At 66.9% G+C, this 15,349-nt stretch carries 12 protein-coding genes and 1 riboswitch; of the genes, 9 read left to right on the forward strand and 3 right to left on the reverse strand.

The window, feature by feature from the left end; translation table 11 throughout:
• Window positions 1-50: 50 nt before the first annotated feature.
• Window positions 51-151, reverse strand: a riboswitch (SAM riboswitch).
• Window positions 152-258: 107 nt separating this feature from the next.
• Together ACKTTN_RS11235 and ACKTTN_RS11240 are read left to right on the forward strand one after the other, a co-directional pair.
• A complete protein-coding gene (locus ACKTTN_RS11235; protein WP_407909918.1) occupies window positions 259-1,356 on the forward strand; it encodes an NHL repeat-containing protein in 1,098 nt (365 codons plus the stop codon).
• Window positions 1,353-2,267, forward strand: coding sequence for a peptidoglycan DD-metalloendopeptidase family protein (locus ACKTTN_RS11240; RefSeq protein WP_407909919.1), 915 nt, complete (start codon window positions 1,353-1,355; stop codon window positions 2,265-2,267). The genes ACKTTN_RS11235 and ACKTTN_RS11240 overlap by 4 nt, the downstream gene beginning before the upstream one ends.
• Window positions 2,268-2,273: 6 nt before the next feature.
• On the opposite strand, the gene ACKTTN_RS11245 is transcribed toward ACKTTN_RS11240, so the two are convergent.
• Complete coding sequence (locus tag ACKTTN_RS11245; protein ID WP_407909920.1) at window positions 2,274-3,362, reverse strand: HDOD domain-containing protein; 1,089 nt, start codon at window positions 3,360-3,362, stop codon at window positions 2,274-2,276.
• 183 nt (window positions 3,363-3,545) lie between these two features.
• Here ACKTTN_RS11245 and ACKTTN_RS11250 point away from each other — a divergent pair, with 183 nt between their 5' ends.
• The 4 genes from ACKTTN_RS11250 (at window position 3,546) to ACKTTN_RS11265 (ending at window position 8,352) form a co-directional block, all read left to right on the forward strand.
• Window positions 3,546-5,150 carry a peptide chain release factor 3 gene (locus ACKTTN_RS11250; RefSeq protein ID WP_407909921.1) on the forward strand — a complete coding sequence of 535 codons (1,605 nt, stop codon included), beginning with the start codon at window positions 3,546-3,548 and terminating at the stop codon, window positions 5,148-5,150.
• Between the two features lie 49 nt (window positions 5,151-5,199).
• Window positions 5,200-5,877: a PAQR family membrane homeostasis protein TrhA gene (gene trhA, locus ACKTTN_RS11255; RefSeq protein WP_407909922.1), complete on the forward strand. Its 678-nt coding sequence runs from the start codon at window positions 5,200-5,202 to the stop codon at window positions 5,875-5,877.
• 73 nt (window positions 5,878-5,950) lie between these two features.
• A complete protein-coding gene (locus ACKTTN_RS11260; RefSeq protein WP_407909923.1) occupies window positions 5,951-6,364 on the forward strand; it encodes a hypothetical protein in 414 nt (137 codons plus the stop codon).
• A gap of 5 nt (window positions 6,365-6,369) precedes the next feature.
• Window positions 6,370-8,352 (forward strand): AsmA family protein, encoded by a 1,983-nt coding sequence (locus ACKTTN_RS11265; RefSeq protein WP_407909924.1) that lies wholly within the window; start codon window positions 6,370-6,372, stop codon window positions 8,350-8,352.
• Here the strand turns inward: ACKTTN_RS11265 and ACKTTN_RS11270 are convergent.
• The gene (locus tag ACKTTN_RS11270; RefSeq protein WP_407909925.1) at window positions 8,349-9,299 is read right to left on the reverse strand and encodes a glycosyltransferase family 2 protein; all 951 of its coding nucleotides are present in this window, start codon (window positions 9,297-9,299) and stop codon (window positions 8,349-8,351) included. The two genes, ACKTTN_RS11265 and ACKTTN_RS11270, sit on opposite strands and share 4 nt — an antisense overlap.
• Window positions 9,300-9,329: 30 nt before the next feature.
• Complete coding sequence (gene mtgA / locus ACKTTN_RS11275; protein ID WP_407909926.1) at window positions 9,330-10,055, reverse strand: monofunctional biosynthetic peptidoglycan transglycosylase; 726 nt, start codon at window positions 10,053-10,055, stop codon at window positions 9,330-9,332.
• A 75-nt stretch (window positions 10,056-10,130) separates the two neighbouring features.
• On the opposite strand from mtgA, the gene hslO reads away from it, so the two are divergent.
• The 3 genes from hslO to ACKTTN_RS11290 all read left to right on the forward strand — a co-directional run bounded on the left by hslO (window position 10,131) and on the right by ACKTTN_RS11290 (window position 15,115).
• Complete coding sequence (gene hslO, locus ACKTTN_RS11280; protein WP_407909927.1) at window positions 10,131-11,042, forward strand: Hsp33 family molecular chaperone HslO; 912 nt, start codon at window positions 10,131-10,133, stop codon at window positions 11,040-11,042.
• Window positions 11,043-11,191: 149 nt separating this feature from the next.
• Window positions 11,192-11,977, forward strand: coding sequence for an XOO1806 family protein (locus ACKTTN_RS11285; protein ID WP_407910077.1), 786 nt, complete (start codon window positions 11,192-11,194; stop codon window positions 11,975-11,977).
• Between the two features lie 225 nt (window positions 11,978-12,202).
• Window positions 12,203-15,115: a TonB-dependent receptor plug domain-containing protein gene (locus tag ACKTTN_RS11290; protein ID WP_407909928.1), complete on the forward strand. Its 2,913-nt coding sequence runs from the start codon at window positions 12,203-12,205 to the stop codon at window positions 15,113-15,115.
• Window positions 15,116-15,349: the final 234 nt, after the last annotated feature.

Here is a 15,349-nt window from a genome sequence, read left to right on the forward strand (position 1 = left end):
AAACGGGGCCATCGAGCCTGCGACGCTCCCGCCTTTCGGCTGGAGGTGCACGACCATCTTCCGGCTGACGCCGCAGGAATTGGCACCTGGCACTTGCGTGCTGGTTGCCCCGGCATCAAAGGGCCTGTCCCTCCGCCGGTCTCGATGGATGGCCGCAGTCTGCCCACCGATTTCCCGACTGTCAATCGCTTCATTGCGATGAAGCGATGAATGGTCCGCTCAGGCGGCGGCAGGCTGGGCGCCCGTACACTCCCGCCCATGCGATCCCTCGTCCTCGCCGCGCTGCTCGCGGCTCTGGCCGGCTGCGCGACGACGCGCCCCGCCCCGCCCACTCCCACGCCCGCCGCCGTCGACCGCGGAGCGGCCGCAACCGTCGTACCCGAGCATTTCGTCTCAGCGGAAAGCCCGGCGGATGAGCTTGATTCGCCCGCCGCGTGGACCACGGAAGACGGCCGGACCTGGGCAATCGTCACCGCGAAATCGACGCATCGGCTGGTGGTGTTCGACGGCGACAGCGGCGAACGCCTGCGCGAGGTCGGCAGCCGCGGCAGCGCACCGGGCCAGTTCAATCGCCCGAACGGCATCGCCGTGTACGGCGACCTCGCCTTCGTCGTCGAACGCGACAACCATCGCGTGCAGGTGCTGTCGCTGCCCGACTTCCGCTCCGTCGCGACCTTTGGCGACACCGACCTGCGCAGCCCCTACGGCGTGTGGATCGACGAATCCGAACCCGGCGATCTCGATGTCTACGTTACCGACAACTTCATGGACGGCCCGAAGTTCGACCGCGTGCCGCCGCTGCCGCAACTCGCCCAGCGCGTGAAGCGTTTTCGCGTCGAAGTCGATGGCGACGGCCACCTGCAGGCGCGCCTTGCGAACACGTTTGGCGACACCAGCGACGCGGCGTCGCTGCACATCGTCGAATCGATCGCGGGCGACCCCGGGCACGACCGCCTGCTGATCGCCGACGAGGACACGACGCGCCCGTCGACACTGCGCGAATACACGTTCGACGGCCGCTACACCGGGCGCGCCACGCCGCCGGGAACGTTCGCATCGCAGGCCGAAGGCGTCGCCCTCTGGGCCTGCGACGACGATGTCGGCTACTGGGTCGGCGTCGACCAGCTCGCGCCGCGCACGATCTTCCGCGTGTTCGATCGCAACACGCTCGCGCTGGTGGGCTCGTTCGAAGGCGGCGTGACGTCGCATACCGACGGCATCGCGCTGCACGCGGCGGCGACGCCGAGTTTTCCGTATGGCGTGATGTATGCGGTGCACGACGATCGCGCGATCGCCGCGTTCGACCTTCGCGACGTCGCCACCGCGCTGCACCTGTCGCAGCGATGCGTGCAATGAACGCGCGTGGCCTGGCGGTCGCCGCCGTGCTGCTGGCCGCATTTCCCGCGGCGCATGCCGGCAAGGTGTATCGCTGGGTCGATTCGCGCGGCGTCGTGCACTACGGCGACCATGTCCCCGACCCCAACGTCGCCGCGCCGTCGGCGGTGCGCGTGATTCCGGTGATCGCGGAGCCATCGGCGATTGCATCGTTGCGAACGCAGCAGGTCGGCCACGGCTACCAGGCGATCGCCGACAACCGCCTCGCCGGGCCGGTCGAAGTGCGTCTCGATTTCGCGCGCGCCGACAACATGCGCGGCGATCCGGACCTGCCCGCGCGCTCGGTCGTGCCGGCGCAGGGCCATCGGGTCATCAGCTACCTCGACACGGTCGACCCCACGCTCCCAGGCGCGTTCGAACTGCGCATGGAGGTGGTGCCCGGCGATCCGAACGCGCGGCCGCAGGACGTCGAATACGTGCTGCCCTTGCGCATGAGCGGATGGCATATCGACCAGGGATTCGGCGGCAGCTTCAGCCACGACGACGAGCAGAACCGCTATGCGATCGACCTCGCCGCGCCGATCGGCACGCCGGTGCTGGCCGCGCGCGACGGCGTGGTCATGGAGGTCGAATCGGACTTCTCGAAAGCGGGCTTGAATCGCGAGCGCTACGCGGGACGCGCCAACCTGATCCGCGTGCTCCACGACGACGGCACGATGGGCGTGTACGCGCACCTCAAGCTCGACGGCATGCTCGTGCGCGTTGGCCAGCGCGTGCACGCGGGGCAGCAGATCGCGCTGTCGGGCAACACCGGGTTCACCACCGGCCCGCACCTGCACTTCGCAGTGCAGGTCAATCGCGGCATGCGGCTGGAGTCGATCCGCTTCCGCATGCGCGGCCCGCAGGGGCCGCTCAACATCAGCGGCGGCTGATCCGCGTCAAGCCGGAATAGCCGCGAGCTTCTCGGCCTTTTCGCGCCATTCCGGCAGGCGATCGAGCTGGAACGTCGCGCGCAGGTATTCCTCGTCGAGCGGCAGATCCGACACCAGCGCGCAGGCGACGTGCACCGCACCGGGCACCCAGAAACCCGACATGCGCACCGCGCCCGGGCGATGGTGGTAGGCCACCGCTTCGACGATCGGCATCGGCAGGCCCCACAGCCCGAGCAGGTAGGCGCCGGCTTCGGCGTAATGCGGGCCCGTGTCGTCCGGCCGGCCATGGCTGACGCCGGGCAGCAGCTTGCCGACTTCGGCGAGCAGCGCGGCGGTCGCGGCGAGTTCGGCGCTCGGGCCGGTGAGCAACTGGCCGGCCAGGCGCGACGTGCGGAACGCGCGTTCCTGCATCGCTTCGCGTTCGGTGGGCGTCATCGTGCCGGCGCCGAGCGCTTCGGTGGTCAGCACGAGGCGCTGCAGGATCTTGGTGCCCAGGCGCGTCACCGCAGTGCGCATGTCGGTGATGGCGCGACCCGCGGAGAAATACGCCGAGTTGCACAGGCGCAGCACCTTGGCGACCACCGCCGGGTCCTGCGAGATCAGTGTCGCGATCTCCGCGGCGCTGACGTCCGGGTCCTGCATCAGGCGTTCGAGTTCCAGATAGAGCTTGGGCGGCGGGGGCAACGAGCCCACGCGGCCGATCGTCTGCACCAGCGTCGGGTTGGTCAGCAGGTCGCGCAGTTCCTGCACGCTCTCCACCGCCTCGATCAGTTCGCTCGCGTCGAGGGGCTTGCGCAGGAAACGGTGCGCGACGTCGAGCGCCTGCATCGCATCGCTGCTGTGGTTGCGATCGAGCAGGAGGATGCGCGCGGCCTCGGGATGCAGCGAGCGCACCTGCTCCAGCAACGCGGCGCCCTGCATCCGGCCGACCTGCATGTCGCTGACGACGACGTCGATGCGGCGATCCGCCGGCAGCGTCACCGCATCGCCCGACGTGGTGAGCCAGTCGACCGTCCAGTCCAGCCCGAAATCCTGCAGCGCGAGCTGGAGCTCGCCGGCCCGGCCACCTTCCTCACCCACGATCACGATGTACACCGACATTCCCTCGACGCTTGTGCTCTGGACGCGGTAACGGCCGCTCCCGCGGCTTCTTCACGCAGGTCGCCGCCCGATGAGCCGGACTGCGACGAACCGCGCGTTTCCGCGGACCACGCGACGCCGCCGGCTATAATCGCCGCCTCCCCGATCCTGCTGCCGCGCGCCGAGCGCGCCGACGCCATGTCCGATGTTTCGCTAGAGGCGCTGCGCCGCCGCACCTTCGCCATCATTTCGCATCCCGACGCCGGCAAGACCACGCTGACGGAGAAGCTGCTGCTGTTCGGCGGCGCGATCCAGATGGCCGGCTCGGTCAAGGGCCGCAAGGCCGCGCGCCACGCGACGTCCGACTGGATGGCGCTGGAAAAGGAGCGCGGCATCTCGGTGACGTCCTCGGTGATGCAGTTCCCGTACGAGGGCCGCATCGTCAACCTGCTCGACACGCCCGGCCACGCCGACTTCGGCGAGGACACCTATCGCGTGCTCACCGCGGTCGACAGCGCGCTGATGGTGATCGACGTCGCCAAAGGCGTCGAGGAACGCACGATCAAGCTGATGGAGGTGTGCCGCCTGCGCGACACGCCGATCATGACCTTCATCAACAAGCTCGATCGCGAGGGCAAGAGCCCGATCGACCTGCTCGACGAAGTCGAAAGCGTGCTCAAGATCCAGTGCGCGCCGGTGACGTGGCCGATCGGCATGGGCCAGCGCCTCAAGGGCGTCGTCCACCTGCTGACCGGCGAAGTGCACCTGTACGAGCAGGGCCGCAATTTCACGCGGCAGGATTCGACCATCTTCCCGTCGATCGACGACCCGGCGCTCGAAGCGCGCATCGGCGCGCAGATGCTGCAGGAAGTGCGGGACGAACTCGAACTCGTCGAAGGCGCGTCGCATCCGTTCGATGCCGACGCCTACCTGCGCGGCGAACAGACGCCGGTGTTCTTCGGCTCGGCGGTCAACAACTTCGGCGTGCAGCTTCTGCTCGATTTCTTCGTCGAGCACGCGCCGTCGCCCAAGCCGCGCGCGACCACGGGCCGCCCGGTCGATCCGACCGAAAACAAGCTCACCGGCTTCGTGTTCAAGATCCAGGCGAACATGGACCCGATGCACCGCGACCGCGTCGCGTTCATGCGCATCTGCTCGGGTGAGTTCAAGGCCGGCATGAAGGCGTTCCACGTGCGCAGCGGCAAGGACGTGAAGCTCGCCAACGCGCTGACCTTCATGGCCAGCGACCGCGAGATCGCTGAGAGCGCGTTCCCGGGCGACGTGATCGGCATCCACAACCACGGCACCATCTCGATCGGCGACAGCTTTACCGAAGGCGAGGCGCTGAGCTTCACCGGCATCCCGAACTTCGCGCCGGAACTGTTCCGCCGCGCGCGCCTGCGCGATCCGCTCAAGCTCAAGCAGTTGCAAAAGGGTCTCGCGCAGTTGTCGGAAGAAGGCGCGACGCAGTTCTTCCGCCCGCTGATGAGCAACGACCTGATCCTCGGCGCGGTCGGCATGCTGCAGTTCGACGTCGTCGCGTATCGCCTGAAGGACGAATACGGCGTCGACGCGAGCTTCGAACAGGTGCAGGTCGCCACGGCGCGCTGGATCCGGTGCGACGACGCGAAAAAGCTCGAGGAGTTCCGCGAGAAGAACGCGATGAACCTGTCGGTCGACGCCGCCGGCCAGCTCGTCTACCTCGCACCCACGCGCGTGAACCTGCAGCTCGCGCAGGAACGCGCACCGGGCGTGCAGTTCCTCGCCACGCGCGAGCACGCACACGCAGTCGGGATCGACTGACCGACGGCCGGCGTGAATTCCATTCGCATCCGTACATTAGGATGCGGTCATGGATGCTTCCACCGGCCTTGACCCCGGCACGGCCGCCGTGCCCGGCAGCGACAGCCTGCGCACCGCGACGCACGAGCTCGCGAACGCGCTGACGCACGGCGTCGGCGCGATCGCGGCGCTGGCTGCAGGCTCGGTACTCGTCACCCTCGCCGCGGTGTGGGGCGACGGCTGGCAACTTGCCGGCGCGATCGTGTTCGGCGTCTGCCTGCTGCTGCTTTATCTCGCGTCGACGCTCTACCACGCGGCGCGGAATCCGGTCGCCAAGGCGCGGCTGAAAGTGCTGGACCACTGCGCGATCTATCTGCTGATTGCGGGCACGTACACGCCTTTCACGCTGATCGACCTGCGCGGTCCGCTGGGCTGGGGCCTGTTCGCGGCGATCTGGACGCTCGCGATCGCCGGGATCGTCTTCAAGCTCTTCTTCACCGGGCGCTTCAAGCGCTTGTCGACTGCGCTGTACATCGCGATGGGCTGGGCCGCGATCGTCGCGATCCGCCCGATGATGCATGCGGTCGACATGACCACTCTGGGCTGGCTGCTCGCGGGCGGCCTTGCCTACACACTGGGCACCGTGTTCTACCTGCGTACTTCACGGTATGCGCACGCGGTCTGGCACCTGTTCTGCGTCGCCGGCAGCGTCTGCCATTACGTCGCCGTGCTGCGCCAGGTCGTCTGAACCATACGCAACCAATTCACCGGTGCTTGACCACCGGGCAGAGAAGGTGCGGCCAGTTCAGTTGGACGGCCCCATGCGCATATCGACGCCCCGCCTCGTTTCCGTGGTCGCGCTCGTCCTCGCGCTGGCCGCGTGCTCGCAGGAAAAACGCAGCGGCGAGCCGCTGAAGTCGGCTGACGAGCCGGCGGCGGCCGAGCATCCCGCGGGCATTTCCGGATCGCCGGGCGCGGCAGTGAAACCCTCGGAGATCGCCGAGGCGCCGAATCCGCGTGCGCCGGCATCGTTCACCTGCGACGACGGAAGCAGAGTCGAGATCGGCGATCTCGTCGCAGTGGTCACGCTGAAGGACGGCCGCACCGTGCAGGTCGCGCGTGATCCGGACAACGCATTCCAGTTCAAGGGCGAAGCGCTGTCGTTCCGGATGAAGGACGGCCAAGGCGAACTGAGCCAGGACGAAGGCGGCACGTCCCGGTGCGCGGGCGGCTGACCACCATGTCGACGACCGCGTCAGAAACCGCCGATACGCCACCGCCCGACCACGGGCGATCACCGCTTGGCGCGGTGCTGCGGCATCCATTCCGCACGCTGCTCGCGCTGCTCGCGATCGCGATCATCCTGCTGATCATCTTCTGGGACTGGAACTGGTTCCGCCGACCGATCGAAAAGATCGTGCACGCCAAGACCGGTCGCGAGCTGCACATCAACGGCAATCTCGACGTCAAGCTCGGTTGGGTGCCGACCGTCTCCGCTGAGCGCATCACGTTCTCGAACGCGCCGTGGGCAAAACGCCCGCTGATGGCGCAGAGCGACAAGGTCACCATCCGCGTCGAGCTCAAGCCGCTGTTCAAGCGCCAGGTGCACATCCCCGCGATGTGGCTCGAGAAGCCCGTCGTGAACCTCGAAACCGGTGTGCACGGCGGCAACTGGGTGTTCGACAACAAGTCGCCGAGCACGACGAAAGTCCAGTTCCGCAACCTCTGGGTCAACGGCGGCCATTTCGAATTCCTCGATCCGCCCAAGCGCACCGATGTCAGCATCAGCGTGCAGAGCGAAGCACCGAAGGGGAACCGCCCGCCGCCGTTCACCGCGAAGGGCTCGGGGCATTGGCAGGGCAATCCGTTCACGCTCAACGGCCGCGCCGAATCGCCGCTCGCGTTGGCGAACCGCGAGGCGCCGTATCACGTCGACGTGCATGCAACGGCGGGGCGCACGCGCGCGCATGCACGCGGCACGCTGCTCGATCCATTGCGTTTTGCCGACTTCGACCTGCAGTTGGCGCTGCAAGGCGAGAACCTGGAAGACCTGTATCCGCTCTTCGGCCTCGCCGCGCCGCCGACGCCGCCCTACTCGCTCGATGGCCGCCTGACGCGCGACATCGACGCCAACCGCACCACCTGGCACTACGACAACTTCAAAGGTCGCGTCGGCGACAGCGACCTTTCGGGCGACGCCACATTCATCACCGGCGGCAAGCGCCCGTTCCTCAAGGGACGGTTCGTATCGCACCGGCTCGACTTCGACGATCTCGCCGGTTTCATCGGGCGCGCGCCGACCGCCGGCGGTGGCGAGAGCACGAACCCGGAACTCGCCGCAAAAGCCGCGCGCGATGCCGCGAGCCCGCGCATCTTCCCGGACGAGCCGTACCACCTCGACAAGCTGCGTTCGATGGATGCGGATGTCTCGCTCCGCGCGACCAAGGTCAATTCGCTGACGCTGCCGCTCGACGACATGGACGCGCACCTCAAGCTCGACAACGGGTTGCTGCGTCTGGAGCCACTCAACTTCGGCGTCGCCGGCGGCGATATCCGCTCGACGATCCGCATGGACGCGCGCGAGTCGCCGATCCGCACACGCGCGCAGATCAGTGCACGCGGCTTGAACCTCGGCCGGCTGATGCCGAAGGCAGAGCTCGCCAAGGAAGCCGTCGGCAAAGTCGGGGGCGAAGCCACGCTCGCCGGGACCGGGAATTCGATCGCGGCCATCCTGGGTTCGTCGGACGGCAGCGTCGGCATCGGCATGGGCTCCGGCCGAATCAGCAACCTGGTGATGGAACTCGCGGGCCTCGATGTGCAGGAATCGTTGAAGTTCCTGATCGGCGGCGACAAGCAGATTCCCGTGCGCTGCGCGTTCGGCGATTTCGGCGTCAACAACGGCGTCATGGGCGCGAAGTCGCTCGCCTTCGACACGACCGACACCATCATCGTCGGCGAAGGCACCATCAGCCTGCGCGACGAGACGCTCAACCTGAAACTTCGACCGCGGCCGAAAGATCGAAGCCTGTTCTCGTTCCGCGCGCCGCTCTACCTCACCGGCACGTTCAAGCAACCGCATTTCCGACCGGACATGGCGCGCGTCGGCCTGCGCGCTGCGCTGGCGATCACACTCGGCAACATCGCGCCGCCCGCTGCGCTGCTCGCCACGCTGGAACTCGGCGGCGGCAAGGATGCGAACTGCGGTGGCCGGTACGCGCGCTAACCGCCGTCGGCGTCGGCCGGGCGGAATTCGTCGACGAGATACAGCGGACGTCGCTTCGATTCGTCGTACAGGCGGCCCAGGTATTCGCCGATCAAGCCGAGCGCGATCAGCTGCACGCCGCCGAGGAACAGGATCACCGCCATCATCGTCGGCCAGCCGGCGACGGGATCACCCCATGCGAATGCCTTGATCACGATCCACATGGCGTAGAGGAACGCGAGCGCCGCGGTGAGCAGGCCCATGTACGTGGCAAGGCGCAACGGCGCGGTCGAGAAACTGGTGATGCCCTCGATCGCGAAATTCCACAGGCGCCAGAAATTGAACTTGCTGCCACCGGCGAGTCGCGGATCGCGCTCGTACGGGATCGCGACATGGCGATACCCCACCCAGCCGAACAGGCCCTTCATGAAGCGATGCCGTTCGCGCAACTGGCGAAGCGCGGCGAGCGATCGCTGCGATAGCAAGCGGAAGTCGCCGGTGTCCGCTGGAATCGGCGTGCGCGAGAGCCGACCGATCACACGATAGAAGGCATGCGCCGTCGCGCGCTTCAGCACGCCCTCGCCCGCACGCACCGTACGCGTGCCGTGCACGTCGTCGAACCCTTCGCGCCACTTCGCGACGAACGCGGGGATCAGTTCCGGCGGATCCTGGCCGTCCGCGTCGAGGATCAGCGCCCCGCCTTCTTCGACGAGGTCAAGGCCCGCGGTGAGCGCCGCCTCCTTGCCGAAGTTGCGCGACAGCCGCAGCAGCGAAACGCGCGCATCGTGCGTGGCGATATCGCACAGCGCGCGCCACGTCGCATCGGTGCTGCCGTCGTCGACGTACAGAACGCGTGCGTCGAGGCCGTCGATGCCGGCGCACGCCGCGACGATGCGCGGATGCAGCAACGGCAGGCTGTCGGCCTCGTTGTAGGCGGCGACGACGACGGTCAGGCGATCGGTGTGCATGCGGGCATCCTACGTCGTCGAAGGCGGATGTCAGTCGAGCCGCTCGAGATAGTTGCGGCCACCGATCATCGCCATCTGGTGCTGGATCGCACGTGCGCGCCGCGCCACGTAGGGCCCCGGCCGCGCCACGCTGTAGCGCTTGGGTGCCGGCAACACCGCAGCGAGTCGCGACGCGTCCGATGGCGTGAGCCGCGACGCGTCCTTGCCGAAGTAGCGCCGCGACGCCGCCTGTGCGCCGTAGACGCCGTCGCCGAACTCCACGACGTTCGCGTACACCTCGATGATGCGCTGCTTGGGCCACATCGCCTCGATCAGCAGCGTGTACCAGGCTTCGACGCCCTTGCGCACGTAGCTGCGGCCGCCCCACAGGAACAGGTTCTTCGCGAGCTGCTGGCTGATCGTGCTGCCACCACGCAACTTGCGACCGCGCGCGTTCGCCTGCTCCGCTTTTTCCATCGCCTGGAAATCGAAACCGAAGTGATCGGCGAAGCGTTGGTCCTCGGCGGCGACCAGCGCGACCGGGACGCTCGGCGAAATACGGTCGAGATCGCGCCAGTCGTAGGCGACGCCGAAGCGGAAGTCGCCTTCGCCCCAGGCTTCGAACTGTCGGATCGCCATGAAGCTGGAGAACCACGGGTCGACGAACCGCAGCGTCCCCACCTGCAGCACGGTGAACGCGACGAAGACGACAGGCAGCCATAGCAGTCGACGCAGCCAGCGCCTGCGGCGCGTCGTACCGCCTTGTGTCGTCGTCATCGTGCCCCCATGTCGTCGCATCGCCTTGCAGCCCCGCTGGCATTATCGGCCAAGCGCCGCCCCCCCACGATCCCGATGACCGACCCGAATCCCGCCAACGCCGGACACGATCACCTCGTCCGCTTTCTTATCGACCATGCCGGCGTGCGCGGCGTGCACGTCCGCCTGCATGACGCCTGGCGCCAGATCCGCGAGCGCGAGGAGTACCCCGCCGCCGCGATGTCGATGCTCGGGCAGGCGACCGCCGCGGCCGCACTGTTCACCGGCCACGCCAAGGTGGATGGCCGCCTGTCCGTGCAGATGCGCAGCGACGGCGCGATCCGCACGCTGTTCGCCGAGTGCACCGCGGCCGGCACGTTGCGCGGCATCGTGCAGCTCTCGGAGGACTCCGATGGCGTGGTGTCGCCCGACCTGCGCGACCTCGGCCACGGCGGCATCCTCGCAATCACCATCGAAAACCACGGCCCGGACGGCGAGCCCGTGCGCTACCAGGGCCTCGTCCCCCTCGAGGCCAGCCGGCTGGATGGCGCGTTCGAGGACTACTTCCGCCAGTCCGAGCAGTTGCCGACCCGCCTGCTCCTCGCCGCCGACGGCGACATGGCCGCCGGGCTGATGCTGCAGAAGCTCCCGGGCGACGAGGGCGACGACGACGGCTGGAACCGCGTCGGCGCGCTGTTCGACACGCTGCGCGAGGGCGAGCTGCTCTCGACGGATGGGGATCGCCTCCTGCACCGACTCTTCCACGAGGACGGCGTCGAGGTCCTGGCCGGGAAGGACCTGGCCTTCGGCTGCTCGTGCTCGAGGGCCCGGGTCGAGTCGATGCTGGTCGCCATCGGCCAGGAGGAGGCCCGGCTTGCGGCCGCTACCGGCGAGGCCAAGGTCCGGTGCGAGTTCTGCGGCCAGGCCTATATTTTCAGTGCCGACGAGATCGAACAGCTGTTCCAGAACGCCGATCGCGAGATGGCGGCGCCCGACCGGCCGCAGTGACGGCACGACGAGCGGATTGTTAAAGATTGATAAATCGCCTATAGTTGAACCCTCCGTTCACACGCCCGGAACTTTCCGGTCCGCACCCGGTCGCAACCCCCGTGACGTCCCGAGCCCGCCTGTTCCGCCGCTTCCTCGCCGCCGGCCTTATGGTCGCGACGGGCATTGCGTCCGCACAGGTGTCGCGCCCGCGTCCACAGGCATTGCCGGTGTGGAACCAGAACAGCGGCAAGGTCGAAGCGGTCCTCCTGCTCGAACCGGTCTCCACCGCGACGTGGCAGTTCGGCAATACACGGCTGGATAGCGCCCTCGGCGTCGGCACCGGCGACACGCTCGGCCTGCTGTGCGATCGCAAGTCCGGCCTCGGCAGCGCGATCGGCGCGCTCGCAGACAACTGCCTGCTGGCATCGCTTGGCGATACGCATAGCAAGCAGGCCAGTGCAGGCGCGACGCTGTCGCACAAGAACGTTCGTGTCGGCGTCGGCGTCAATAACAGTCACGACACGCTACCGGCGTGGCTCACGTCGAGTCATGCGAATTCGCGGGTGAACCAGAACGCGCTGACGTTGATCGGCGAGAAGAACATCGGTCGCGAAGCCACGGTGTCGATCGCCGGAACCATCGCGCGTGCGCGCCTCGTTTCGCCTGACGCAGTGCCGGAACTGGCAGACCGCTGGGACATCAAGACGCTCAGCGTCGGCACCAGCGTCGGACGCTTCGGCGCGAACGTGATTGGCCGCGTGGTGGACTCGCCCATGCAGCCGGGCCACTGGGAAGGCATCGATCTCGGCCTGAGCTGGCGCACCCCGTGGAGCGGCCAGCTCAGCGTGGGTGCCGAAAACGTGGTCACCCGCGGGCGCAATCCGTTCGCCCCTGGCAACGCCGAGCAGGACGAGGGCGCCGTGCCGTACGTGAGGTATCAGCAGGATCTTTGAGGGTTGTCGCTTTGCCGCCAACAACGCCGCCTTCGGGCGGCGTTTTTGTTTTTGCGGCGCGCTTCTCATCTCAACTTCCATTGCGACATAACCACTCGTCGGAAGGTCTTTTCTGAATAGATTTTCGACAAGTTTGACGCTACGCTCACTGCGCCTTAACGAATCCCTCTCTCGGTTCCGCAGGCAACCATGGGCACGACCATTCACTTTTGGGGAACAGATCGAATGATGTTCAAGACCACCACGCTCCGCGACGCGATCACCCTCGCGCTCGCCGTGGGCAGCGTTGCCGGCACGGGCGTCGCGTTCGCGCAGGACGCCTCGAGCAATGACAAGAAGACCCAGGAACTGGGCCGCGTCGAAGTGACCGGTTCGCGCATCCGCCGCGCCGAGTCCGAGACCTCCCAGCCGATCGTGTCGCTCAACCGCGAAGAGATCCAGGCGCAGGGCCTGACCTCCGTCGGCGACGTGATCCAGAACCTCGCCGCCAACGGTTCGACGCTCAACACCACGTTCAACAACGGCGGCAACGGCGAAACCCGCGTCAGCCTGCGTAACCTCGGTTCGAACCGCACCCTCGTCCTCGTCAACGGCCGTCGCTGGGTCGGTGGCACGGGCCTCGGCGGCGCCGTCGATCTCAACACCATCCCGACCGCCGCGGTCGAGCGCATCGAAGTCCTGAAGGCCGGCGCGTCGTCGATCTACGGCTCCGACGCGATCGCGGGCGTGGTCAACGTCATCCTCCGCACGGACTACCAGGGCGCCGAGTTCAACGGCTATCTCGGCCAGTTCGACAAGGGCGACGGCTTCAAGCAGTCCTACGACTTCACCATCGGCACCTCCGACGACCGCTTCAGCGCCATGTTCGGCGCCGGCTACGTCAAGGAAGAGCCGGTCATGGCCGGCGATCGCGACATCTCGTCCGTCCCGGTTTTCGGCACGGGTAACGCGTTCGGCAGCACGACCACGCCGTTCGGTCGCTTCGCGCTGTGCCGCGGCACGGTCAATCCGGTGAGCGGCGCCTGTTCGGTCCCCGAAACCCGCCCGAACGGCACCACCGGCCAGTTCACGTACAACCCCGGCCAGAGCGGCACCAACTGGCGCAACTTCAGCTCGCCGGCGGACCTGTACAACTTCGCCCCCGAGAACTACCTGCTGACGCCGCAGGAGCGCAAGTCGATCTTCGGCCGCGCCTCGGTGAACGTCACCGACAACGTCACGGCGTTCATCACCGCGACGTACAACAACCGTCGTTCGGAGCAGCTGCTCGCCGCAATGCCGATCACGCTCGGCACGGCGACGACGGCAACGCAGACGCGCGCCGTCAGCATCAGCCAGTTCAGCATGTACAACCCGTTCGGTGCGCCGGTCTCGCGCGTCCAGCGCCGTACGACGGAAACCGGCGGTCGTTCGTTCAACCAGAACGTCGACACGTTCGGCTTCAACGGCGGTCTCGAAGGCAGCTTCGAGCGCTGGAACCGTTACTTCACGTGGGACGCGGGCATGGTGTACGCCCGTAACGACGAGAACGACACGACCAATGGCCTGTTCAACGTCCTTGCGCTGAAGAACGCGCTCGGTCCGTCGGAAATGCGCAACGGCGTGCCGGTCTGCGTGACCGCTCCCGGCGGCGCGGTCATCCCCGGCTGCGTGCCGTTGAACCTGCTCGGCGCCACCGGTTCGATCACGCCCGAAATGCTGGCCTACTCCTCTTTCGTTGCGCACGACGAACTGTCGTACAAGATGAAGGACTACTACGCCAACATCACCGGCGAAATCGCCGAACTGCCGGGCGGCATGCTTGCCTTCGCAGCTGGCGTCGAGAAGCGCACCGAAGCGGGCTACGACTCGCCGGACGCGCTGATCAACTCCGGCAACACGACGGGCAATGCGCGCACGGCCACCCGCGGCGGCTACTCGATCCAGGAAGCGTACGTCGAGCTGTCGGTCCCGCTGCTCAAGGACATGACGTTCGCCAAGGAACTCGAGTTCGACCTGTCGTCGCGCGTCTCGGACTACAGCAACTTCGGCCAGACGGTGAACTCCGCGTTCGGTTTCAAGTGGCGTCCGATCGACGAACTGATGGTTCGCGGCAACTGGGCTGAAGGCTTCCGCGGTCCGTCGATCCTCGAGCTGTATCGTGGCGTCGCCGACTCGTTCCCGGCGATCCAGGATCCCTGCTCCACCACGTTCGGCGGCAAGTTCAACACGCTGGACGCGACGCAGAAGGCGCGATGCACCGCACAGGGCGTGCCGGCGACCGGCTACGACCAGGGCAACTCGCAGATCCGCATCAGCGTCGGCGGCAACCCGGACCTCGGCCCGGAAACGTCGACCACGAAGACGCTCGGCGTCGTGTGGAGCCCGAAGTTCGTACCGGGTTCGTTCGACGTTTCGCTCGACTGGTGGCGCATCGAACTGCGCAACACGATCACGAGCTTCTCGGGTCAGTTCATCCTCAACCAGTGCATCATCCAGGGCGTCCAGCCGTTCTGCGATCAGTACTCGCGCAGCCCGGGCGGCACGATCAATTCGCTGTTGTCGAGCGGCATCAACATCGGCGCGAACAACGTCGAAGGTTGGGACCTGACCGCGAACTACAAGCTGCCTGAGCAGGCTTGGGGCAAGCTGTCGTTCTCGCTCGACGCGACGTACCAGTCGCTCAACGAGTCGGACAACGACGCTGACGGCGACATCGACGCCGCCGACGGCAACAGCATCGTGGGCCAGTACTTCGACCGCAACAACAACTGGCGCATCCGTGGCAACCTGATGACGCGCTGGGAGAAGGGCGACTTCGGCGCGACCTGGTTCACGCGTTACTACTCGCGCCAGACCGAACCGTGCCGCTTCATCGGCGGTCACAACGACTACGGCTTCGGTGAACTCTGCAACGACGCGACAGTGAATGCGTCGGGCATCGTGCAGGCCGGCTCGAAGAACACGATCGGTGGCACGACGTATAACGACGTCTCCGTCTACTGGAAGGCGCCGTGGAACGCGAAGGTCACGCTCGGCGTTAACAATGTGTTCGCGAAGGATCCGCCGACGGCGTTCACCGCGTTCGCCAACTCGTTCGATCCGCAGTACGAAGTCCCGGGCCGTTTCTTCTATATGTCGTACAACCAGAAGTTCTGATCCGACGACTCTCGCTCCACCCGCTACGGCCCCGAAAGGGGCCGTAGCTTTTTGGGAAGCCCGTCCCTACGGGGTTGTGCCCCCGGAAACGGCCGCTTGGCGGTCGCCTCTTAACGACCCTTTAATTCTCTGGCGGACCCGATTACCATCGGACCGACCTCAACGGATTGCGTTCTCCGAGACTCAGCCGGGGGGGTTCCCATGGGAAACACCAAGCCACACTTGGAGAGAGAG

Origin of the sequence: Lysobacter claricitrinus (genome assembly GCF_045866565.1) — a bacterium.
Classification (GTDB): domain Bacteria; phylum Pseudomonadota; class Gammaproteobacteria; order Xanthomonadales; family Xanthomonadaceae; genus Cognatilysobacter; species Cognatilysobacter claricitrinus.